24 protein-coding genes are annotated in these 18,533 nt (G+C 67.3%); 14 read left to right on the top strand and 10 right to left on the bottom strand.

Translation table 11 applies throughout. The annotated features are described in order from the left end of the window. Positions 1-11: 11 nt before the first annotated feature. Both WDM91_10580 and WDM91_10575 read right to left on the bottom strand, forming a co-directional pair. Positions 12-374 carry a hypothetical protein gene (locus WDM91_10580; GenBank protein MEI9995030.1) on the bottom strand — a complete coding sequence of 121 codons (363 nt, stop codon included), beginning with the start codon at positions 372-374 and terminating at the stop codon, positions 12-14. Positions 375-531: 157 nt separating this feature from the next. Next, positions 532-936, bottom strand: coding sequence for a MerR family transcriptional regulator (locus tag WDM91_10575; protein MEI9995029.1), 405 nt, complete (start codon positions 934-936; stop codon positions 532-534). 71 nt (positions 937-1,007) lie between these two features. Between WDM91_10575 and WDM91_10570 the strand changes: the two genes are divergently transcribed. After that, complete coding sequence (locus tag WDM91_10570) at positions 1,008-1,880, top strand: aldo/keto reductase (protein ID MEI9995028.1); 873 nt, start codon at positions 1,008-1,010, stop codon at positions 1,878-1,880. A 70-nt stretch (positions 1,881-1,950) separates the two neighbouring features. Here the strand turns inward: WDM91_10570 and WDM91_10565 are convergent, their stop codons facing one another. The 3 genes from WDM91_10565 to WDM91_10555 are packed head-to-tail and all read right to left on the bottom strand — an operon-like array spanning position 1,951 to position 2,815. Next, positions 1,951-2,205: a hypothetical protein gene (locus WDM91_10565; protein MEI9995027.1), complete on the bottom strand. Its 255-nt coding sequence runs from the start codon at positions 2,203-2,205 to the stop codon at positions 1,951-1,953. Beyond that, the gene (locus WDM91_10560; protein ID MEI9995026.1) at positions 2,202-2,663 is read right to left on the bottom strand and encodes an alpha/beta fold hydrolase; all 462 of its coding nucleotides are present in this window, start codon (positions 2,661-2,663) and stop codon (positions 2,202-2,204) included. Before WDM91_10560 ends, WDM91_10565 begins: the two co-directional genes overlap by 4 nt. Then, entirely contained in the window at positions 2,663-2,815 is a 153-nt protein-coding gene (locus WDM91_10555; protein MEI9995025.1) for a hypothetical protein, read from the bottom strand. The genes WDM91_10560 and WDM91_10555 overlap by 1 nt, the downstream gene beginning before the upstream one ends. A 61-nt stretch (positions 2,816-2,876) precedes the next feature. Between WDM91_10555 and WDM91_10550 the strand changes: the two genes are divergently transcribed. The 5 genes from WDM91_10550 (at position 2,877) to WDM91_10530 (ending at position 6,991) form a co-directional block, all read left to right on the top strand. After that, positions 2,877-3,494 carry a TetR/AcrR family transcriptional regulator gene (locus WDM91_10550; GenBank protein MEI9995024.1) on the top strand — a complete coding sequence of 206 codons (618 nt, stop codon included), beginning with the start codon at positions 2,877-2,879 and terminating at the stop codon, positions 3,492-3,494. A 92-nt stretch (positions 3,495-3,586) separates the two neighbouring features. Further along, positions 3,587-4,411 carry an alpha/beta hydrolase gene (locus WDM91_10545; GenBank protein MEI9995023.1) on the top strand — a complete coding sequence of 275 codons (825 nt, stop codon included), beginning with the start codon at positions 3,587-3,589 and terminating at the stop codon, positions 4,409-4,411. 190 nt (positions 4,412-4,601) lie between these two features. Further along, a complete protein-coding gene (locus WDM91_10540; protein MEI9995022.1) occupies positions 4,602-5,138 on the top strand; it encodes a hypothetical protein in 537 nt (178 codons plus the stop codon). Between the two features lie 10 nt (positions 5,139-5,148). After that, on the top strand, positions 5,149-6,708 hold the full coding sequence (locus WDM91_10535; protein ID MEI9995021.1) for a radical SAM protein: 1,560 nt from the start codon (positions 5,149-5,151) through the stop codon (positions 6,706-6,708). A 118-nt stretch (positions 6,709-6,826) separates the two neighbouring features. Further along, positions 6,827-6,991 carry a hypothetical protein gene (locus tag WDM91_10530; protein MEI9995020.1) on the top strand — a complete coding sequence of 55 codons (165 nt, stop codon included), beginning with the start codon at positions 6,827-6,829 and terminating at the stop codon, positions 6,989-6,991. A 13-nt stretch (positions 6,992-7,004) separates the two neighbouring features. Here the strand turns inward: WDM91_10530 and WDM91_10525 are convergent, their stop codons facing one another. Together WDM91_10525 and WDM91_10520 are read right to left on the bottom strand one after the other, a co-directional pair. Then, positions 7,005-8,891: an asparagine synthase-related protein gene (locus WDM91_10525; GenBank protein ID MEI9995019.1), complete on the bottom strand. Its 1,887-nt coding sequence runs from the start codon at positions 8,889-8,891 to the stop codon at positions 7,005-7,007. 18 nt (positions 8,892-8,909) lie between these two features. Then, positions 8,910-9,185, bottom strand: coding sequence for a PqqD family peptide modification chaperone (locus WDM91_10520; GenBank protein MEI9995018.1), 276 nt, complete (start codon positions 9,183-9,185; stop codon positions 8,910-8,912). Between the two features lie 119 nt (positions 9,186-9,304). Here WDM91_10520 and WDM91_10515 point away from each other — a divergent pair, with 119 nt between their 5' ends. Beyond that, on the top strand, positions 9,305-9,877 hold the full coding sequence (locus WDM91_10515) for a 2'-5' RNA ligase family protein (GenBank protein MEI9995017.1): 573 nt from the start codon (positions 9,305-9,307) through the stop codon (positions 9,875-9,877). Between the two features lie 54 nt (positions 9,878-9,931). On the opposite strand, the gene WDM91_10510 is transcribed toward WDM91_10515, so the two are convergent. After that, positions 9,932-10,495, bottom strand: a complete 564-nt coding sequence (locus WDM91_10510) for a dihydrofolate reductase family protein (GenBank protein MEI9995016.1) — start codon at positions 10,493-10,495, stop codon at positions 9,932-9,934. Between the two features lie 88 nt (positions 10,496-10,583). Here WDM91_10510 and thpR point away from each other — a divergent pair, with 88 nt between their 5' ends. The 3 genes from thpR to WDM91_10495 all read left to right on the top strand — a co-directional run bounded on the left by thpR (position 10,584) and on the right by WDM91_10495 (position 13,096). Continuing rightward, on the top strand, positions 10,584-11,150 hold the full coding sequence (gene thpR, locus WDM91_10505; GenBank protein MEI9995015.1) for an RNA 2',3'-cyclic phosphodiesterase: 567 nt from the start codon (positions 10,584-10,586) through the stop codon (positions 11,148-11,150). 7 nt (positions 11,151-11,157) lie between these two features. Then, positions 11,158-11,514, top strand: a complete 357-nt coding sequence (locus WDM91_10500) for an ArsC family reductase (GenBank protein MEI9995014.1) — start codon at positions 11,158-11,160, stop codon at positions 11,512-11,514. 139 nt (positions 11,515-11,653) lie between these two features. Continuing rightward, the gene (locus WDM91_10495) at positions 11,654-13,096 is read left to right on the top strand and encodes a replicative DNA helicase (GenBank protein ID MEI9995013.1); all 1,443 of its coding nucleotides are present in this window, start codon (positions 11,654-11,656) and stop codon (positions 13,094-13,096) included. 164 nt (positions 13,097-13,260) lie between these two features. On the opposite strand, the gene WDM91_10490 is transcribed toward WDM91_10495, so the two are convergent. Together WDM91_10490 and WDM91_10485 are read right to left on the bottom strand one after the other, a co-directional pair. Further along, entirely contained in the window at positions 13,261-13,755 is a 495-nt protein-coding gene (locus WDM91_10490) for a hypothetical protein (GenBank protein ID MEI9995012.1), read from the bottom strand. A gap of 97 nt (positions 13,756-13,852) precedes the next feature. Continuing rightward, complete coding sequence (locus tag WDM91_10485; GenBank protein ID MEI9995011.1) at positions 13,853-14,647, bottom strand: glycosyltransferase family 25 protein; 795 nt, start codon at positions 14,645-14,647, stop codon at positions 13,853-13,855. A 309-nt stretch (positions 14,648-14,956) separates the two neighbouring features. On the opposite strand from WDM91_10485, the gene WDM91_10480 reads away from it, so the two are divergent. Genes WDM91_10480 through WDM91_10465 form a run of 4 tightly spaced genes read left to right on the top strand, consistent with a single transcriptional unit; the run spans position 14,957 to position 18,528 of the window. Then, positions 14,957-15,925: a hypothetical protein gene (locus tag WDM91_10480; protein MEI9995010.1), complete on the top strand. Its 969-nt coding sequence runs from the start codon at positions 14,957-14,959 to the stop codon at positions 15,923-15,925. A gap of 28 nt (positions 15,926-15,953) precedes the next feature. Continuing rightward, entirely contained in the window at positions 15,954-16,610 is a 657-nt protein-coding gene (locus WDM91_10475; GenBank protein ID MEI9995009.1) for a hypothetical protein, read from the top strand. A gap of 44 nt (positions 16,611-16,654) precedes the next feature. Continuing rightward, on the top strand, positions 16,655-17,761 hold the full coding sequence (alr, locus tag WDM91_10470) for an alanine racemase (protein MEI9995008.1): 1,107 nt from the start codon (positions 16,655-16,657) through the stop codon (positions 17,759-17,761). Further along, the gene (locus tag WDM91_10465; GenBank protein ID MEI9995007.1) at positions 17,758-18,528 is read left to right on the top strand and encodes an ABC transporter permease; all 771 of its coding nucleotides are present in this window, start codon (positions 17,758-17,760) and stop codon (positions 18,526-18,528) included. Before alr ends, WDM91_10465 begins: the two co-directional genes overlap by 4 nt. Positions 18,529-18,533 lie beyond the last annotated feature (5 nt).

The following is an 18,533-nucleotide window of genomic DNA, read 5'->3' as shown; positions in this document are numbered from 1 at the left end:
TTCGTTGGATTTCAGTGATGCGCGCCGCCGCGGCCGCCGCCGCCATGGCCGCCTCCGCTGCGACCACCGCCGCCATGACCGCCGCCGCCATGACCGCCGCCGCGATGTCCGCCACCGTGCGAGCGTCCGCCCAACCCAAAGCCGAAGCCGAAGGTGTCATAGACCGGTGGCCCGACATCGTAGTCGGGATCGCCATATAGATCGCCATAGGCCGGCGCATCCGGAACGCAGCCATAGCCGTAGGAATAGTAATAGCCATAGGGACAGGGCGCATCGTCGGAGCTCGCGGCCGCCGGTGTCGCGGACAGCGCCGCCGCAGCGAGTATCGCGCAGGCGACGCCGAGTCTTTTCAGGGGATACAGGGGATGTTTCATGGGGACTCCAAAAGGCGTCGCGCGGTCGGCACCGATCCGCGGCAGGCGATCATTGCGTGCAAGAGACATATAGCCCGATGGCATACAACAACCGGCGCGCGCGACCGTTCCACGGCCCGTCGCGTTAAGCGCGCGGATTACGCAGAAGACACGCGGATCACGCGGCCGGGTCCAGGTAGCGCTCCACATCCGGTGGAGAGCCTTGTTCTCCACCGGCCAGCCATTCCAGTTTTGCGGACAGATAGCGGCGCAGGGCGGCGACCTGCCTGGCCTTGGCCTCGACTTCGTGAAGCTGCGCCGTGAGCACCGCGATGCTGCGGTCGCGCGACATGCGTCCGGCGCGCCGCGCCTGGCTGATCGCCGCGATCTCCTTCAGCGACATGCCGAGCGATTGCGCGGTGCGGATGATCTTCGCGGCGCGGACATGGTCCGCGGTGAAGAGCTGATAGGGATTGCGGCCGCCTTTGCCATTGGTCTCCGGCGTCAGCAGGCCGCGGCGCACATAAAAGCGCACCGTATCCGTGGTCAGGCCGGTCCGCCGCGCGAATTCGGAAATCAGCATCCTGCCGCCCTTGAGCATGGACCAAGGTCCAGGGTTATAGCCCGTCCGTCTGGTTCGCGAAAGGAAACACGATGGCGGCGACGAGTGGCACCTTCAACATCGGCGGCGACATGCCGGTTCGGCGCATGGGGTTCGGGGCGATGCAGCTTACGGGGCCCGGCGTGTGGGGGCCGCCGAACGATCCCGAGAACGCACGGGCGGTCCTGCGCCGGGCTGTGGAGCTTGGCGTCGACTTCATCGACACTGCCGACGTCTACGGTCCCGGCGACAATGAACGGCTGATCCGCCAGGCGCTGCAGCCCTATCCCAGGGGCCTCGTCATCGCCACCAAGGCCGGCCTTGTCCGCAGCGGACCGGCGACGCGCGAAAACCCCGGCCTGTCGATGAACGGCACGGAAGCCCATATCCGCCGGGCGGTCGAGGGCAGCCTGCGCGACCTCGGCGTATCGTGCATCGATCTCTACCAGCTCCACCGCGTAGATCCCGCGACGCCGATCGAGGAGACGATGCGCGTGTTTCGCGCCCTGCGCGACGAAGGCAAGATCCGCCATATCGGCCTGTCGGAAGTCGGCATCGCCGAGATCGAACGGGCGCGGGCTGTGGTCGAGATCGCCACGGTCCAGAACGTCTTCAATCTCGCCTATCGCAAGCATGACGACGTCCTGGCTTATTGCGCGCGGGATGCCATCGGCTTCATCCCGTTCTGGCCGCTGCATATCGATGCCGTCGCCGGAGCGGAGCCGCTGCTGCGGATCGCCGCGCGGACCGGCGCCACGCCGGCCCAGGTCGCGCTCGCCTGGCTGTTGCAGCGCTCGTCGGCGACGATCCTGATTCCCGGCACATCCTCACTCGCGCATCTCGAAGAGAACGTGGCCGCCGGCGACATCGCACTGTCGCCGGCGGATATGGACGCATTGGAGCGGCTCGCGCCCGCCGCTGCCTGACGTCGTGCTCTGGATTCTTGATTGGCGTGCCGTTCCGCCACCGAAGCGAAGTACGTTCCTCCATTGCGCCTCAGGCCGCCGCCATGACGCGCGCGTCGGCCAGCGTGTCTTCGAACCAGCCCAGCACCGTGCTGTTCATCAGGTCGCTGGCGCCGACATGGCAATGCGCCGACGCCGAATCTTCCTGCCGGAACACCTTATGGGTGGCACGGCGACCCAGCGCTCTCGCCAGGGCCTCTGGCTGGCCTTTGAAGAATGCGTCGTCGTCGGCATCGCAGACCAGCACCGGGCAGGCGATCTCGCCGGCCCGGTCGCTGAGCGTCATGGTCTGCACGCGCTGCAGGAAGTCGAAAGGCGTCCGGCAGCCGAAGACCCAGCAACCGTGCTCGACCGCCCATCTGAGATTGGTTTGCATGCGCATCGCTGCCGCAGCGGCGGCGGCAGCACGTCCGTGAACGCCTGGCCGGCGTCGAGGATTCCGTCGATACAAGCGACGGCAGCGATGCGCCGCTCGCGTGTCGCGGCGCGCGCGACCAGCCATCCGCCGAACGAATAGCCCAGGAGCCCGATCCGCGAGGCGTCCATGCCGGGCTGGGTCTCGCACCAGTCGACGACGGGGCTCACGACCTTGTCCCAATCGTCGATGAAGGCGAGGCCCTGGTCGCGGATCACGGTCGGCTGGCCCGGTCCTTCGAAGGCGACGACGTTGAAACCGCGGGCGAGTGCGGCCAGTCCGCTGACATGCAGCATCTCCTCCTGGCTGCCATCATAGCCATTGCACATCAGGATGGTCGGGCGAGGACGGACGATGCCCGGGGCCCAATGCGGGCGGCGGCGGCGAGGACCTCGCCGACATCGGCCCCCAGATCGCGCGATGTTTCGAGAAGCCTGAGCAATTCGTAGTGGAAGGTCGGATCGGGGCTGAGCTGGAGCATGGCAATGCCTTTCTAGACAGTGTATAGATTGCATATGGCCAATGATTTAGACGATGTCAAGATGAAGCCCTATCACCATGGCGCCTTGCGCCAGGCGCTGATCGCGGCGGCCGAGGCGGCGCTGGCCGAACACGGCCTGGAAGGCTTCAGCTTGCGGGACGTCGCGCGCCGGGCGGGGGTATCGCACGGCGCTCCGGCCCATCATTTCGGCGATGTGCGCGGATTGCTGACCGCCGTCGCGGCACACGCCTTCGCGGATCTGATCGCGCGCCTCGAAGCGGTGGCCGATACGCCAGACCGGCCGGACCGGCTGAAACGCATGGCCGTCGCCTATGTGGACTTCGCTGTGCATCAGCCGGCACGGTTCGATCTGATGTGGCGGTCCGCGATCCTCGATCCCGACGATCGCGAATACCGTGACGCCGCCGATCGCGCCTTTGCCATCCTCAACGAGGGCGTGACCGGATCGGAGGTGGTGGTGGAGATACCATCCGATCCGGCGCTCGCTTCGCCGGTCGCGGTCTGGTGCCTGATGCACGGCTTTGCCCGCGGCATGCTCGACGGCGCGTTCGGCCGCGATCGGGCGGCGCTCGATCATGCAGTGAAGGTTTTGTTGCCGGCGGTGCTGGCCGCCGCCGCCGGGCTCTTTGCGGAGGACATCCATCCGCCGACGCGATAGATCGGCTATGGCCGATCGTGGCAGGCTTGCGAACGGTATATTCTCGCCTCGTCAGACGCGTTCGATTTTCCCAGCAGCGAAAGGACCAGACCATGCCCACGATCACGACCAAGGACGGTACCGAGATTTTCTACAAGGACTGGGGCACGGGGCAGCCCATCGTGTTCAGTCACGGCTGGCCGCTCTCGGCGGACGACTGGGACGCGCAGATGCTCTTCTTCCGCAGCAAGGGATTCCGCGTGATCGCCCATGACCGGCGCGGCCATGGCCGCTCGACCCAGACCGATGGCGGTCATGACATGGATCACTATGCCGACGATCTCGCGGCCCTGACCGCGCATCTGGACCTGAAGAACGCCGTGCATGTCGGCCACTCCACCGGCGGCGGCGAGGTCGTGCACTACATCGCGCGCCACGGCGAGAGCCGGGTGGCGAAAGCCGCGATCCTCAGCGCCGTCCCGCCCCTGATGGTGAAGACGGACGCCAATCCCGGCGGCCTGCCCAAGGAGGTTTTCGACGGGCTCCAGGCGCAGCTCGCCGCCGGCCGATCGCAGTTCTATTACGACCTGCCGGCCGGGCCGTTCTACGGCTACAACCGGCCGGGCGCGAAGCCGTCCGAGGCCGTGATCTGGAACTGGTGGCGCCAGGGCATGATGGGCGGCGCCAAGGCGCACTACGACGGCATCGTCGCCTTCTCCCAGACCGACTTCACCGAAGACCTGAAGAAGATCACGGTGCCGGTGCTGGTGATGCATGGCGACGACGACCAGATCGTGCCCTATGCCGATTCCGGTCCGCTGTCGGCAAAGCTGCTGAAGAACGGCACGCTGAAAACCTATAAGGGCTTCCCGCACGGCATGCCGACGACCGAGGCGGCGACCATCAACGCCGACCTTCTGGCCTTCATCACGGGCTAGATCGGGGCCGTGCCGGGACACCGTCCCGGCACGGCCCGCCGGCGTCATGAAAATCTCTCTGCAAGCGATATCCTGCATCGGAGATCCAAGCCATGGCCGCTTCCTCTTTCGCCCCGCAGCGCGCAGCCGATCCGGAGAGGGCGATCGGCGCGCGCCTCGAAGACTCAAAATATTGTTTTCCGAAGTCCTCATGATCGAAGTGGCGATAAAGAAGGCGATGGTCTACCGCAAAGCGGTCGACCGCCTCGCCGCCAATCCCGGGATCGCCGAGCAGGCAGGGCCTCTCCCGGTACCGGCCGACGATCAGGATCGTTTCTCCGAGGAAGCCTATGCCGCGTCCATTCGGGCTGTTGTCCATGAGTTCGACTCGCTCGACGCGAAAGACCGCAAGGTCGCGCTCTGTCTCGCGATCGCGCCGACGCCCCGGTCGGCGGCGGAGTGGTGGTCGTTGTCGGAAAGCCAGCTCGACGAGGTGATCCTGCAGGCCAAGCTCGCGCGATGGCGGGAGAACCGCCAGCTCTGGACGCCGGAGCAGGCGCAATGGGCCGCGGCGCCGCGCCGCTCCCTCCTGCGCCGCATGACGCAAAAGTTGAAAGCGGGCCGCCGCGTGCTTTCGGACCGCGCATTGCCGCTTCGCACATGGGCGGCCTTGACGGCGGCGTTCGTCTATGAGGAATGGACGGTGGTCACGCAAGACGCGGCTGCGGAGGCATCCGCGTCGTCATAGGGAAGGCGGAATGTTCGAGCCCGACGCTTGCATGGAGGACGATGGCGCGGGCGCCGCTTCCGCGCTGCCTATGCCGCTCGCCATCGACTGCTGCGACGGCGGTGCCGGCTTCGGCGCGTTTCGCTTCGACCGCGACGACATCGTCGCGCTGCCGCGCCATGTCGGACACTCGACCGCCCTCGGCGCGGAGCTGGTGCCGGTGATGCAATGCCTCGCCGGCGCACCGGCGGGACGTTTCCGCAACCTGTCCGAGCTCTACGCCGCCATACCGGGCGGCCCGTCCGTCCCCAGCGCGCGCGGGGTCGCGGCATTGCGCAACATTTTTCTCGGCAAGGTCGACCGCCGCTTGCAGGATCTCTATCGCGGCCATCTGCGCGCCCATCCGCCCGCGCCCGGCGCGCGCCACGACGAAAAGATCGCCGCGTTCGCGGCGACGCGCGCGCAGGCCGCGGCCATCGTGTCCGCGCATGACTGGCTGTGGCTGGCGCAATGGCTGGAGCTCGGCGAGCCGCAGGCGGCGGCCCAGGGTCTCCTGCGGCGCCTGTCGAATTTCGCCTTCGCGGTCGGGCGGGTGAATTTCCGCTTCACCTACCACTGCAACATCCGCTGCCGCCATTGCTACAACGGTTCCGGTCCGGAATTGAAGGCGCAGCGCATTGCGCTGGAGCCCATGCTGGACATCGTCGCCCAGATGCCGGCGGCGGGCATCGGCCATCTCAACCTGACGGGCGGCGAGCCGTTCCTCTATCCCGATCATCTCATTGCCCTCATCGCGGCCGGCCGCGCTGCGGGACTGCGCGGCATCAGCATCTTCACCAACGCCTATTGGGCGGCGACGCGCGCGCGGACCGACGCGATGCTGCAGCGCCTGGTTGCGGCAGGCTTCATGCGCGGCGCGTCCGATTTCATCAAGGTGAGCACCGGTGTCTACCATCAGGAATTCGTCGCCTTCGATCGTGTCCTGACCCTGGCGGCGGCCTATCGCGCGATGTTCGGACGGCCGCTGCGCGTCGACTGCGAACTGGCGCCGGACGCGCCGGAGGCGGAAGGTCGCGTCCGGCAGCAGGTGGCGGCCGCCGCCCTGCAGGATGGCGTCGCCCTGATGTTTCGCAAGGTCGCCCCTCTGGGACGCGGTGCGGCGCTGGACGGAATCGCGCTGTCGCCGATCGACGTCCCGTGCCGGGCGATCGACCAGATCGTGTTCGATCCGGACGGCAGCGCGCGGCCCTGCTGCGGCATGAACAACGAGAACCGGGGTGTCGTCGTCGGCCGCCTGGATCGCGATACGCTCGGCACGCTGGTCAAGCGCATGCAGAACGATCCGATCCTGCAATTCCTCGCCGCCAATCCGATGCGCGCGATCTTCGATCATGTGCGCGTGCCGAAGAGCGCTGCCGGATATTCGGGCACTTGCCATCTTTGTCAGCACGCTCTGGGTAGGCTCACGCGCAAGGAGGAGTTGCAGGCCGCGCTGTTCGACAAGCAGGCGTATTATCCATTCTGGTTCGCGCTGGCCGGCGTCGCGCAAAACGTCCCGATGGGAGACGATGTGTCGGACAATGTCGATTGAGCGGCAAGTTGTCAGCGCCTTGTCGTCGTTTCGAGGTTCCCACCGCGAAAATTTCTTTGTATCTTTTCATACGCAAATCACGCGTGCGATCGCGTGCGATGAAGAGGATTGTTGCGAGATGACCACCCCAGACCTTGAGAACGACACCACCGGAACGCCTCCGGTTGCGCGCAAGGCCTGGTCGACGCCGGAGATCATCATGGCGAAGGTCGCGACCAGAACGGCCAGCAAATTCGCGCATTATCTCGAGAGCTCGACGCCCACGGGCACGCAGTTCTCCTGAGGCGGGGCGGCGCTCAAGCGTTTTCTCCGTTGAACCAGGCGACATAGCGGGCGACGCAGAAGCTGCGCAGGGCGAGCTTCTGTGCCTCACCGCCCTTCGACAGCGCAGCGTGCATCTTGTCGAAGTCGAAATAGCCGCGCAGCGTCGGGTTTTGTGCCATGCCGGCGATGCCGGCTTCGATACCGGCGCGGCCGTCCTGCATCATCCCGGCGAAATCCGGCTCGAAGGAATCCTGGCGCGGCGCGCGCCGCTGGAATTCCCGCGGCAAGACATCGGCCAGCGCGCGGCAGGCGAGATAGCGGAGCTGCCCGTCCCGGACATGGAGTTCGCGTGGCACGGCGAGGGCGAATTCGACGACGCGCTTGTCGAGCAGCGGCTTGGTGAGGACGAGGCCGCGCGCCGCCGCCGCGGTCACATGCAGCCGGCGCGGCGCCAGCGCGGTGCGGCGCAGATATTCCGGCGGCACCGTGGGCGTGGCCGCACGCGGTGCGGCCGCGCCATACAGATTCGCTTCCGCCACCCCTCCGTCCTTCAGCAGTCTCGTCACGAACGCCGCGGCCAGCGGTATCGTCGCCCAGGATGTCGCCGAACCGCGTCGCCGGACGCGTCTCACCCAGGACGGGACGAAGGGCGCCGCGACCGCGTCGCGCAGCACCGTCGCCAGCGGCACGCCGGCGGCCCGCGCATAAGGACGCAATTCGGCGGCCAGGCGCCGGAGCTGTCCGGTCCGGAGCAGATGGGCCAGGAAGCCGCCGCCGCGTGGATTGAGCCCCTCGTCGCCGCCGGTGCCGTCCATCACCAGCCTTGCGCCGGCTGCCCGCGCCTCGCGGAACAGCGCGTCGACCACGTAGTGCATGTTGTTCGGCAGGCTGTCGCCGGCCAGGAAGGTCTGCTCCAGGTTCGACAACACGGTCGCTTCGCCGCGTGCGACATAACGGATGTCGAGATGCGGCATGTCGCGGCGGCAAAGCTCGACCCAGCGGCGCGCGCTCGGCAGCGGTCCGTCATAACCGGCGGGCAGCACGGACGAGACGGCGACGAGCTTGCCGCCGGTGGTGAGCGCCGGGCCGGCCAGCCCCGCGATGGCGGCGCTGTCGAAGCCGCCGCTCAGGCACAAGGCCGGCGGCGCGAGCAGGCGGCGTACGCGGCACGCCACGGCTTCCGCGAAGATCGCGCGGTAGTTCTCGACATAATAGCGCTCGTCGCGGCCTTCATGCTCCCGCGCGGCTTGCGGCTCCCAATAGCGCCGCCGCGCGACGTTGCCCGCGACATCCGCCGACAGCGTCTCGCCTGCCAGGACATTGCGGATCGCCTCGTAATGGGTCTCGCCGTCGCCCGGCGTGCTGTCGAACAGCAGGTATTTTCCGAGCTGCGTTTCGTCCAGCTTGCGCGGCACGCCGTCCAGCGCCCACAGCGCCTTGATCTCGCTGGCGAAGGCCAGGAAGTCCTTGCCGCGATGATAATGGAGCTGGCGCTGGCCCATATGGTCGCGGCCCAGGACGAGTTTGCGGGCGCGCCCATCCCAGATCGCGAAGACGAAATCGCCGAGCAGGTGCGCGGCGCAGTCCTCGCCCCATTTGCGATAGGCCCGCAACAGCAGCGCGCTGTCGGGCATCTCGCGCAGCGCGGCGGCGCCAAGCCCGAACGCGGCGCCGAGGTCTTCGCGGTTGTCGAGCCGCAGGTCGGCGACGAGCGCGATGTCGGCCACGCGCAGGGGTTGCGTCTCGAACCGGTCCTCCCGGGTGATGCGCAATAGGCCATGGCCGAGCCCGGCGGGTCCGTCGCTCAGCGACGCCCGTCCGTCCGGCGCGCAATGCGCCAGCGTGTTCGCCATGCGCTCCAGCGCGCGGGGCGAGACCGGCGCGCCGTCGAACCGCAGGACTCCGAAGATCGCGCTCATGCCCGCGCGGCGCGACCGCTAGGCGGCCGGGGAAGAGGCGAGCACGACCGCGCCATGCGATTCCAGCTTGTTCAGGAAGGCTTCGACCTCGGCACGGCAGATCTCCGGCGGGACATCGTATTCGGCCTGCAGCCGCTGGCAGAGCGCCGCGACATCCATCGGGGTCTCGAGCATCTCCCAGATGCGCGCGCCCACCTCGCTGAGACCGAGATAATTGCCTTTGTTCACGCTCATCATGACCAGCTCCTCGCCGATCTTGGCGGTCATCCAGTCGCCCTGCTTGCTCGCGATCATCGGGTCCCCCTCAGGCCCTTTGTGCCGGGCAAGCGCGCGGCTGCGCAAGGGCGGATTCGGCGTCCCACCGTCGCATTGCAGCGCTGGGCGGCTGCAACCGTTTCGCGCTATGTTCGCCCATGGCCGCCCGCTCGCCACGCAGGAAATTCGGGGCTTCGCAGAAGAGCCGCGTCTTCTTCGCCCTCCTGCCGGATGCCGCCACCGCCGCCCGCATCCACGCCCTGGCAACGGCGCTGAAGCACGCGAACGGCTTCGAGGGCACGCTGATCCTGCCGGAGCATCTGCACGTCACGCTGTTCCATCTCGGCGACTGGCATGCCTTGCCCGAGGAGATCGTCGCCATCGCCGGCAGGGCCGCCGCCGAAATCGTCGCGCCGCCCTTCGACGTCACGCTGGTGCGCGCCGAGAGCTTCCGCAATCGCACCGGCGTCTGCCCTTTCGTCCTGCTGGCGGCGCCGGGCGCGACGCCGCTGCACGCCTTCCATGGGCTGCTGGGCGCCGCGCTCAAGCGCAACGGACTGGGCGGCGCGACCCAGGGCGAGTTCAAGCCGCATGTCACGCTGCTGCGCGACACGAAGCGGGCCAAGCCGTCCGCCATCGAACCGCTCGCCTGGACGGCCCGTGATTTCGTGCTGGTGCACAGCCTGCTGGGCAAGACCACGCACATCCATCTGGGACGCTGGCCGCTTTAGGGACCGGACTCGATTTCGAAGCCACGTCTTGGTTTGTCATGGCCCGCAAGATGTTCAGCCCGCCGGCGAATAGCTCAGGAGCACCTTGCCGTTCGCGAAGGCGCGCGATCCGGTGAGCGTCAGGCCCAGGCGGCGCCCGACGCCCTCGAACATCGTGCGGCCCGCGCCCAGGACGACCGGGTTGACCACCGCCTGGAACGCGTCGATCAGGCCGGCTGCCGCGAGCTGCGCCACGATGCTGCCGCTGCCCAGGATCGCGATGTCGGGCCCGTCTTCGCGTTTCAGCGCGGCCACTTCGCCGGCGAGATCGCCGATCACGGCCGTGTTCGCCCAGGACGCGAGCGTCAGCGAGCGCGAGACGACATATTTCCGCATCGCGTTCATCCGCTCGGCCACCGCTGGGCTGCGCTCCCGCGCCAATGCCGAAGGCCAATAACCGGCCATCATGTCGTAGGTGACGCGCCCGAACAGCAGCGCACCGCTGCCCCGCGCATTGCCGGCGGTGAAGGCCGCGAATTCCGGATCGTCGCCGCCCGCATGCGCCCAGCCCATGTCGCCGCCCGCATCGGTGAAATAGCCGTCGAGCGAAATATTGTTGAACGCCGTCAGCCTGCGCATCGCCGGTCTCCCGCCGCCTAGGCAAAGACTTCGCGGTGGCCGCGTCAACCGGTTGCCAGAGACGTATGTTCATGATATGTTCTCATCCATGCTCGACGCGCAACCCATCACCCGCAGCAAGGCGGACCGGCTGTTCTTCGCGCTGCTGCCCGATGCGGAGACGGCGGCGCGTATCGCCCGGCTGGCCGAGGCGCTCAAGCAGGCGCGCCGCTTCACCGGCCGGCTGATCCGGCCGGAGCATCTGCATGTCTCGCTGTTCTTCCTCGGCGCTTTCGACGGCCTGCCGGAGCGCATCCTGGCGCGCGCCTGCGAGGCCGCGGCGGCTGTCCGGGCGCCGCCTTTCACGATCGCCTTCGACCGTTCCGCGAGCTTCGGCCGCGATGCCGACAAGCATCCCTTCGTGCTGCTGGGCGGCGACGCCGCGCTGCTGGCGCTGCGCGCCGCGCTCGGTGCGGCGCTGATGGCGCGCAAGCTGGGCCATGTGACGCGCGCGCCGTTCACGCCGCACATGACCTTGCTCTACGACGCGCGTTTCGCGGACGAGGCACCACTGTCGCCGGTGGCGTGGACCGCGCGCGAGATCGTACTTGTGCACAGCCATTACGGACAGACGCGGCACGAACATCTTGCGCGTTTCGCGCTCGGCGCACATTAGAGGCGCCATGACGATCACGCTCTACGGCATCAAGGCCTGCGATACGATGAAGAAGGCGCGCGCCTGGCTGGATGCGCATGGCGTCGCCTATCGCTTTCACGACTACAAGGCGGCGGGCATCGATCGTGCGTCGCTGGCGCGCTGGACGAAAGAACTGGGATGGGAAACCGTCCTGAACCGCGCCGGCACGACCTTTCGCAAGCTGCCCGATGCCGAAAGAGAAGGCTTGGACGAAAAGAAGGCGATCGCGCTGATGCTGGCACAGCCGTCGATGATCAAGCGGCCGATCCTCGACAAGGAAGGCCGTCTCGCTGCGGGCTTCAAGCCTGAGCAGTACGAAAACATGTTCGGCCCAAAGCGCTGACGCGCGGTTCGTTCCGTCCATGCACAGGAAACTTAGCTGTTAGCAATACGAAACGCCGCTTGCCGGTCCAGTCCTATCTCGTTTGATTCGAAGTTCTGCGCGCCGGGCGCGCGGGCGTCCGGGGATCAGAAAAAGAAAAATGGAACAGGAAATCTATCGCCACGTCCCCTACGACATCGAGGTCGAGCAGGCGCTGCTCGGCGCGATCCTGGTGGACAACCAGGCGATCGAGCGCGTCACCTCGATCCTCAAGGGGGAGGATTTCTACGATCCGCTGCATCAGCGCCTGTTCGAGGTGATGCAGTCCTCGGCGGAGCGCGGCGGCATGGTGCTCACGCCGCTGACGCTGCATGCCGCGATGAAGGCCGATCCCGGCCTCGTGGAGGTCGGCGGCCACGCCTATCTCGCCGGCCTCGCCCAGGCGGCGCCCGCGATCCCGAACGTCCGCGACCTCGCGCGCATCCTCCACGACCTCGCCGTGCGCCGCACCCTGATCGGCATCGGCGAGGACATCGTGAACACGGCCTATGAAGCGCCCCACGACAAGCCGCCCAAGGCGCAGATCGAAGAAGCCGAAAAGGCGCTCTATCGCATCAGCGAGGATTCCAAATACGGCTCCGGCCCGATCGATTTCGGCGAAAGCCTGCGCCGCACGGTGGAGCTGGCGGAGAAGGCGCAGGCCCGCGGCGGCCGCATCTCCGGCCTGATCACCGGCTTCTCCGACATCGACTCGCTGCTCGGCGGCCTGCAGCCCTCGGACCTTATCATCCTGGCCGGCCGCCCCGGCATGGGAAAGACCTCGCTCGCCACCAACATGGCGTTCCACACCGCCCGCGCCTATGTGCAGGACATGGAAGCCGGCGAAGAGATCCCGCGCGGCGCGCCGGTGCTGTTCTTCTCGCTCGAAATGGCGGCGCAGCAGCTCTCGGGCCGTATCCTGTCGGAGCAGACCGAGATCGAGATGTGGAAGATCCGCAACGGCAAGTTCACGGAAGGCGAGTGGGAGAAATTCGTGCTCGCCATGCAGGATCTCTCCACCCTGCCGCTCTACATCGACGATACCGGCGGCATCTCCATCGCGCAGATCGCGGCCCGGTCGCGCCGCATGCAGCGGGAGAAGAAGATCGGCTGCATCATGATCGACCACATCCAGCTCGTGGCGCCCGCCGGCCGCACCGAAAACCGCGTGCAGGAGCTGACGGAAATCTCCAAGAGCCTCAAGGTCCTCGCCAAGGACCTCAACGTGCCGGTGATCGCGCTGTCGCAGCTCTCGCGCGCGGTCGACAGCCGCGACGACAAGCGCCCCGTGCTGTCCGACCTGCGCGAATCCGGCTCGATCGAGCAGGATGCCGACGTCGTGATGTTCGTCTATCGCGAAGAATACTACCTCAAGACCCGCGAGCCCGATCCGGGCTCGCCCGAGCACGTCAAGTGGACGGAGAAGCTCGACCGCGCGACCGGCAAGGCCGAAGTGCTGGTGGAGAAGCACCGTCACGGCGCGACCAACAAGATCGACCTGCAATTCGACGCCCGCTACACCCGCTTCTCGAATCTCGTGCTGGACGAGCAGCGCTACGGCTAGAGAAAATTGCGACCGGTCTTACGCAAAATGTCATCCCGGCCGAGCGGAGCGAGAGCCGGGACCCATCGAGACGTTTGCGCAATGGGGCCCGGCTTGGCGCGACGCATCGCTTGGCCGCGATGACGGTCGCAATTCAAACGGATCACAACGGAGTCTAGGCCCAATCAGTGCCCTCCGTGGCGATCCTGGTCGGGGCAATCGGCGTCGTAGCCGTGCCAGGGATGCAGCCTCTCACGCTCGTCGGCCGCGCGCCGGTCATGCACCGGCGCGCCGTCTTCGTCTCCGCGATCGTGGTCGCCGCGATGCGCGCCGCCGGCATAACCATCCGTCGCGCCATAGGCGCCGCCGCGCTCGCCGCCCTGGTAATAGGAATGGCTGTCGCTGTGATAGTCGTAAGTCTGCACCGAGACCTCGGCGTATTCCCGATGCCAGCGATAGGCGTAGCCGTGGCCCGGCGCGGCGCGCCAGTCGCGGTGATGATGCACGCGCGCCTGCGGACGAGGCGCTTCGCCGCTGCGCGCCCCGGCGGGCGGTACCGCAGGTGCCGGGGTGGCGCAGTTGCACGTGACCTTCTCGGTCCGCGGCGTGCCGGTGTTGATGTCGCAGCCCGAGACCGTGAGCACGGCCAGTGCTGCCGCCGCTGCCAGAATGACCCGCATCTTGCGTATCCTTAACGGCGCGCCCGCGCCAAAACCTCTCCGCGCACGGATTATCGCGCGAAGCGCGGCTCTTGGGGCGGGATTTTGCGCGGTTCGGTTAACGCCCGACGGTGGCGCCGACGCGGACGAGATCCGCCTTGCGCCGGACCAGGCTTGCGACCTGGCTCGGCAGCAGCCTGGTCTCGTAATAGGCGCGGACGAATTCGCGTTTGACGAAGCGCCAGCTCAGCTCGCGCGCCGACTCGCGCCATTCGTCGATATCGGTGCGCCCGCCGATGTCCTCGGTCTGCCGCGCCAGCGCCGGCGTGAGCTGATAGGGCTGCAGCATTTCGGCCAGCGGCGAGTTGTTGGGATTGAACAGCATGTGGTCGACCGGCAGCGTCCAGCGCTCGGGCCAAGTCAGCAGCGTCTCGGCGGTCTCGCGCGAAAGGATATAGGCGCCAGCGCCGGTGTGGCGGGAGCGCAGCCGTCCGATCTGACGGCCATTGCCCGCGTCGATCAATTCATCCAGCAGGACGCGCTGGCTGTCGGGACCGTAGTGCTCGATCTTCAAAAGGCCGATCGCCGGCGGAATCCACGACACATCCTGCAACAGCGGCCCCGCGGTCGGGTCGAGCGCGACATCGTCCTCCAGGATCAGGCCGTGCGCGTCGCCGGTGGAGAGGAACATGCTCCAGGCCCGCATATGGCTCATGGTGCAGCACTTGTCGCCTTTGGGGATTGGGCCCAGCGGGCCGTCGCTCTCGAAACGCTGGTCGGTGACCGTGTCCGGCATGTTCCGGGCGTCGATCGCGGCAACGAGTTGAAGCGGCAGCCCAAGCTCGGATAATTGTTCGGTCATCTTCTGCAGGCGGTCGGGTCGCCGCGCGAGATTTATGAGGAAAGCCTGCATACTGATGTCGTGCCCTTCGCGCTGTGTCTGCGGTTCCCTGTCCGCCAACGCGACTTGAACATTTCCGTTTCCTCTTTCCTTCGTATGGATTGCGACATTGTTTGTTTCCAGTCAGGTCGACGACAAAAAAAGACAGAAAAATGGCCCGATCCGTACGCTTGCCGTGACATGCTTCTATGTTGACGGCGCCACGCCTGTAATCCTTCGGACAGGAATTCGCCGCGGCTCGAAGCGCAAGATGAGGACTCCGGGTTGCCGCAACGTTGTCGTGCCCATTCCCGCGCCATGAACGGCGCGATGGCGGCGGATGTGCGTCGCATACGTCATGTCGATCGCATCAGCATCGCATCGCCTGCCGACTTCGTGATCGGCCCCGCCGGCGCGCTCGACCTGGCCGGCGCATCGCAAAAGCCTTGGTTGCCCTATTGCATCGATCTGCCGCGGCGCCGGGCCGTCTATGTCGCGGGCGCCGACGTCGCGGGCGCCCAGGACGCGCCCTTCTATTATCTCTACCTGCGCCGCCACGCACAGCGCATCGCCTTCGTCCCCTGGGCGGCCGGCGGTTTGCGGAAGACGGCGGGTCGTGCGCCGATCTTCCTGTTCTCGCCCGGCCGCTGCGGCTCGACCCTGGTCAGCCGCATGCTCTCGGCGGCGGCGGTCGCGAACGTTTCGGAACCGGACTTCTATACCCAGGCGACCTCGGTGATGCTGTCCACCCGATTCAATCCTTGGCGCGAGCGGATCCGGTCGGTGATCGCGGCGATGGGCGGCGACCTTGCCGCCGCGCTCGACCCCGCGCAGTCGCCGGTGGTGAAATTGCGCGCGGAGTCGTGCCGCGCCCCGGACCTGCTGGTCGATCCACGCGAGCGCCGCACGCTTTTCCTCACCCGCGGCTTCGAGGCGTGGACCCGCTCGAACGAGCGCGCCTTCCGCAACGGGGCGCACAAATCCGTCGGCAAATATCTGCGCGCGCTGCGCTGCTATTCTTGGCTGAAGCACAACAGCATGTGCCACCCGATGCGTTACGAAGACCTTCAGGCCGATCCGCTTGCCGCCGCGGCGGCGCTGTCCGGCTTTCTCGGACGCGACATTTCCGCTGCCGCGGTCCTGTCGACCATGAAGGAAGATTCACAAGACGGCACGCCCCTGCGCCAGGGTGCGCGGCCCGATCGCCCGGGCTGGGAAAGGCGCTTCGACGAGACGATGGCGCTGTGGAATTCTGCTAGGGTAAGAGAGGTGCGCGACCGGCTGGATGTCGAGGATTTGCACACCGGTTGAGCGCGCGCCGCATTGAGCAGGATTGTTTGTGACCGACCGTACGGCCGATTCGGACGACTTCACCGGAATCCTGGCCGCACATCCTTTGATGGTTCCAGAGCCGGAGGATCGCCGCCGCGCGCTCATCCGCACCGCCGCCGGCGTCGCGGTGCTGCTGGTCCACATCCTGGCGCTGGTCGTGATCGCCTACAGCAACAAGGTTCCGGTGGTGAAGCACATCGTCCATGAGACGATCCCCGAAGCGATCCTGTGGTTTGCGCCGACCCGGCCCCCGCATTCGCTCAAGAAGGAGCCGTTGGCGCCTCCCGCCGACGTCTTCATTCCCGACAACACGGCGCCCATCACCCTGCCGCCGATCACCCGGCACAAGGAATTGGAGGCACCGCAGAGCGAGGGGCTGGAGGGTGTCGGCCGTTCGCTCGCCTGCGGCGCGTCGAGCTACGAGAATCTGACCGTGGCGCAGCGCGAGCACTGCCTGCGCCACCCTTGGGCTTTCGTGAAGCGCCCCGACGGCACGATCGTGCTGCAGGCGCCGCCCAAGCCGGTCGAAGCCGCCCCCACCATCCCGGACATCATGCGGCACGAGCAGCAGACCGCACCGCCCTGTCCCGTCCTGCAGAACGTCCCGTGCCTGGGCAGGGTCATGCATGGCGATCCGCTGGGCGGCGGTCCGCAGCCCTTCTGAGACTGGCTTTGACGCGGCGGAGGGCGCCCGGCATTGTCCGCCCCATGAGCGATCCGGATTTCGAGGCAGCGCGCCTGACCGTGCGGTTGGACGCGATCGCGGCCAATTACCGCCTGTGCCAGCGGCTGGTCGGCCCGGCCGCCGTCGCCGGCGTGGTCAAGGCGGACGGCTATGGCTGCGGTGCGGCGCCGGTGTCCCAGGCGCTCGCCGCCGCCGGCTGTGACACCTTCTTCGTGGCGCGGCTGGAAGAGGGCATCCGCCTGCGCCCCGCCGTGCCGGAGGCGCGCATCTATGTGCTGGACGGCGGCGCGCCGGACACGGTGCCGGCGCTCCTGAGCCACCGCCTCACGCCCGTGCTCAATTCCCTGGCGGAGATCGCGGGCTGGCAGGCGGCCGCCCGCGAGACCCGGAGCGAACTCGAAGCCGCGATCCATATCGACACCGGCATGAGCCGGCTGGGCCTTCCCGGCGACGGCCTGTCGCAGCTCGCGGCCGAGGCGAAGAAGCGGCTGGACGGCATCCGCGTCGTCCTCTGGATGAGCCATCTGGCCTGCGCCGACGATCCGGCCGCCAAGATGAACGCGGTGCAGCTCGACCGCTTCCGCACCGCGCTTGCCATGCTGCCGCCCGCGCCGGCCAGCTTCGCGTCGTCGGGCGGCGTGCTGCTGGGCAAGGACTACGCCTTCGATCTCGTGCGTCCGGGGATCGGGCTCTATGGCGGCAATGTCCAGAACGCGGCGCAGAATCCCTTTGCCGTCGCCGCCGTGCTGACCGCCCGCGTGCTCCAGCTGCGCCGAATTGACAGGGGGGACAGCGTTGGATACGGAGCCACCTTCAGGGCGAAGCGGCCCACGGTGATCGCCACCGTGGCCTTGGGCTATGCGGACGGTGTGATGCGTGCCATCGGCAATCGTGGGACGGCCGCGCTCGCCGGCAAGCGCGTGCCTGTGGTCGGGCGGGTGTCGATGGACTTGATGACGCTCGACGTCACCGACGCGCTGCCGAGCGTGCCGCAAGCCCTCGAAGCCGAATTCTTCGGCGACACGGTCAGCCTCGAAGAGGTCGCGAAGGCGTCGGACACCGTGGCGTATGAAATCCTCACCTCGCTGACGCCGCGCGTGCCGCGGCACTACCAGGGCGCCGCCGCATGAACATCTTCGCGCCCATCGGCCGCGCCGTCCTCGCCCTGCTGGCGGAAATCGGCCGGCTGACGCTGTTCCTGTTCACCTCCGTGATGAGCTGCTTCCGGCCGATCTACGGCTACCAGCTGGTCCACCAGTTCCTGCGCATCGGTTATTTCTCGCTGCCGGTCGTCGGCCTCACCGCCTTCTTCACCGGCGGCGCGCTGGCGCTGCAGATCTACCTGGGCGGCAACCGCTACGGCGCCGAGGCGATCGTGCCGCAGATCGTGGTGCTCGGCATCACCCGCGAGCTGGGGCCGGTGATCGCCGGCCTGATGGTCGCGGGCCGCGTCGCCGCCGCCATCGCGGCCGAGATCGGCACGATGCGCGTGACCGAGCAGATCGATGCGCTGACCACGCTGGCGACCAATCCGATCCGCTATCTCGTCGTGCCGCGGCTGATCGCGGCGGTGGTCTCCATGCCGATCCTGGTGGCGGTCGGCGACTCCATCGGCGTGTTCGGCGGCTATGTCGTGGCGACGCAGAGCCTGGGCTTCTCGAGCGGCATCTATCTCAAGAACACCGTCGACTTCATGACCCACCAGGACGTGGTGTCGGGCCTCTACAAGGCGGCGGCCTTCGGCTTCATCATCGCGCTGATGGGCTGCTACAACGGCTTCCACTCCAAGGGCGGCGCGCAGGGCGTGGGCGCCGCGACCACCAATGCGGTAGTGTCGTCCTCGATCCTGATCCTGGCGGCGAACTATCTCCTCACCTCCATCCTGTTCGCGAAGTGACGGCG

Origin of the sequence: Rhizomicrobium sp. (assembly GCA_037200385.1) — a bacterium.
GTDB lineage: Bacteria > Pseudomonadota > Alphaproteobacteria > Micropepsales > Micropepsaceae > Rhizomicrobium.
Note: the sequence above shows the minus strand (reverse complement) of the source record. Positions and strands in the feature narration are given on the sequence as shown.

Excerpts from the sequence above, each read along its gene's own strand:
- WDM91_10520 (MEI9995018.1), bottom strand. The coding sequence starts at position 9,185 with ATGATCGCGAGCAAGCAGGGCGACTGGATGACCGCCAAGATCGGCGAG.
- WDM91_10495 (MEI9995013.1), top strand. The coding sequence starts at position 11,654 with ATGGAACAGGAAATCTATCGCCACGTCCCCTACGACATCGAGGTCGAG.
- WDM91_10565 (MEI9995027.1), bottom strand. The coding sequence starts at position 2,205 with ATGACGCTCAGCGACCGGGCCGGCGAGATCGCCTGCCCGGTGCTGGTC.
- WDM91_10510 (MEI9995016.1), bottom strand. The coding sequence starts at position 10,495 with ATGCGCAGGCTGACGGCGTTCAACAATATTTCGCTCGACGGCTATTTC.
- thpR (MEI9995015.1), top strand. The coding sequence starts at position 10,584 with ATGCTCGACGCGCAACCCATCACCCGCAGCAAGGCGGACCGGCTGTTC.
- WDM91_10550 (MEI9995024.1), top strand. The coding sequence starts at position 2,877 with ATGAAGCCCTATCACCATGGCGCCTTGCGCCAGGCGCTGATCGCGGCG.
- WDM91_10515 (MEI9995017.1), top strand. The coding sequence starts at position 9,305 with ATGGCCGCCCGCTCGCCACGCAGGAAATTCGGGGCTTCGCAGAAGAGC.
- WDM91_10530 (MEI9995020.1), top strand. The coding sequence starts at position 6,827 with ATGACCACCCCAGACCTTGAGAACGACACCACCGGAACGCCTCCGGTT.
- WDM91_10580 (MEI9995030.1), bottom strand. The coding sequence starts at position 374 with ATGAAACATCCCCTGTATCCCCTGAAAAGACTCGGCGTCGCCTGCGCG.
- WDM91_10490 (MEI9995012.1), bottom strand. The coding sequence starts at position 13,755 with ATGCGGGTCATTCTGGCAGCGGCGGCAGCACTGGCCGTGCTCACGGTC.
- WDM91_10465 (MEI9995007.1), top strand. The coding sequence starts at position 17,758 with ATGAACATCTTCGCGCCCATCGGCCGCGCCGTCCTCGCCCTGCTGGCG.
- WDM91_10500 (MEI9995014.1), top strand. The coding sequence starts at position 11,158 with ATGACGATCACGCTCTACGGCATCAAGGCCTGCGATACGATGAAGAAG.
- WDM91_10575 (MEI9995029.1), bottom strand. The coding sequence starts at position 936 with ATGCTGATTTCCGAATTCGCGCGGCGGACCGGCCTGACCACGGATACG.
- WDM91_10555 (MEI9995025.1), bottom strand. The coding sequence starts at position 2,815 with ATGCTCCAGCTCAGCCCCGATCCGACCTTCCACTACGAATTGCTCAGG.
- WDM91_10525 (MEI9995019.1), bottom strand. The coding sequence starts at position 8,891 with ATGAGCGCGATCTTCGGAGTCCTGCGGTTCGACGGCGCGCCGGTCTCG.
- WDM91_10485 (MEI9995011.1), bottom strand. The coding sequence starts at position 14,647 with ATGCAGGCTTTCCTCATAAATCTCGCGCGGCGACCCGACCGCCTGCAG.
- WDM91_10540 (MEI9995022.1), top strand. The coding sequence starts at position 4,602 with ATGATCGAAGTGGCGATAAAGAAGGCGATGGTCTACCGCAAAGCGGTC.
- WDM91_10560 (MEI9995026.1), bottom strand. The coding sequence starts at position 2,663 with ATGTGCAATGGCTATGATGGCAGCCAGGAGGAGATGCTGCATGTCAGC.
- WDM91_10545 (MEI9995023.1), top strand. The coding sequence starts at position 3,587 with ATGCCCACGATCACGACCAAGGACGGTACCGAGATTTTCTACAAGGAC.
- WDM91_10570 (MEI9995028.1), top strand. The coding sequence starts at position 1,008 with ATGGCGGCGACGAGTGGCACCTTCAACATCGGCGGCGACATGCCGGTT.
- alr (MEI9995008.1), top strand. The coding sequence starts at position 16,655 with ATGAGCGATCCGGATTTCGAGGCAGCGCGCCTGACCGTGCGGTTGGAC.
- WDM91_10535 (MEI9995021.1), top strand. The coding sequence starts at position 5,149 with ATGTTCGAGCCCGACGCTTGCATGGAGGACGATGGCGCGGGCGCCGCT.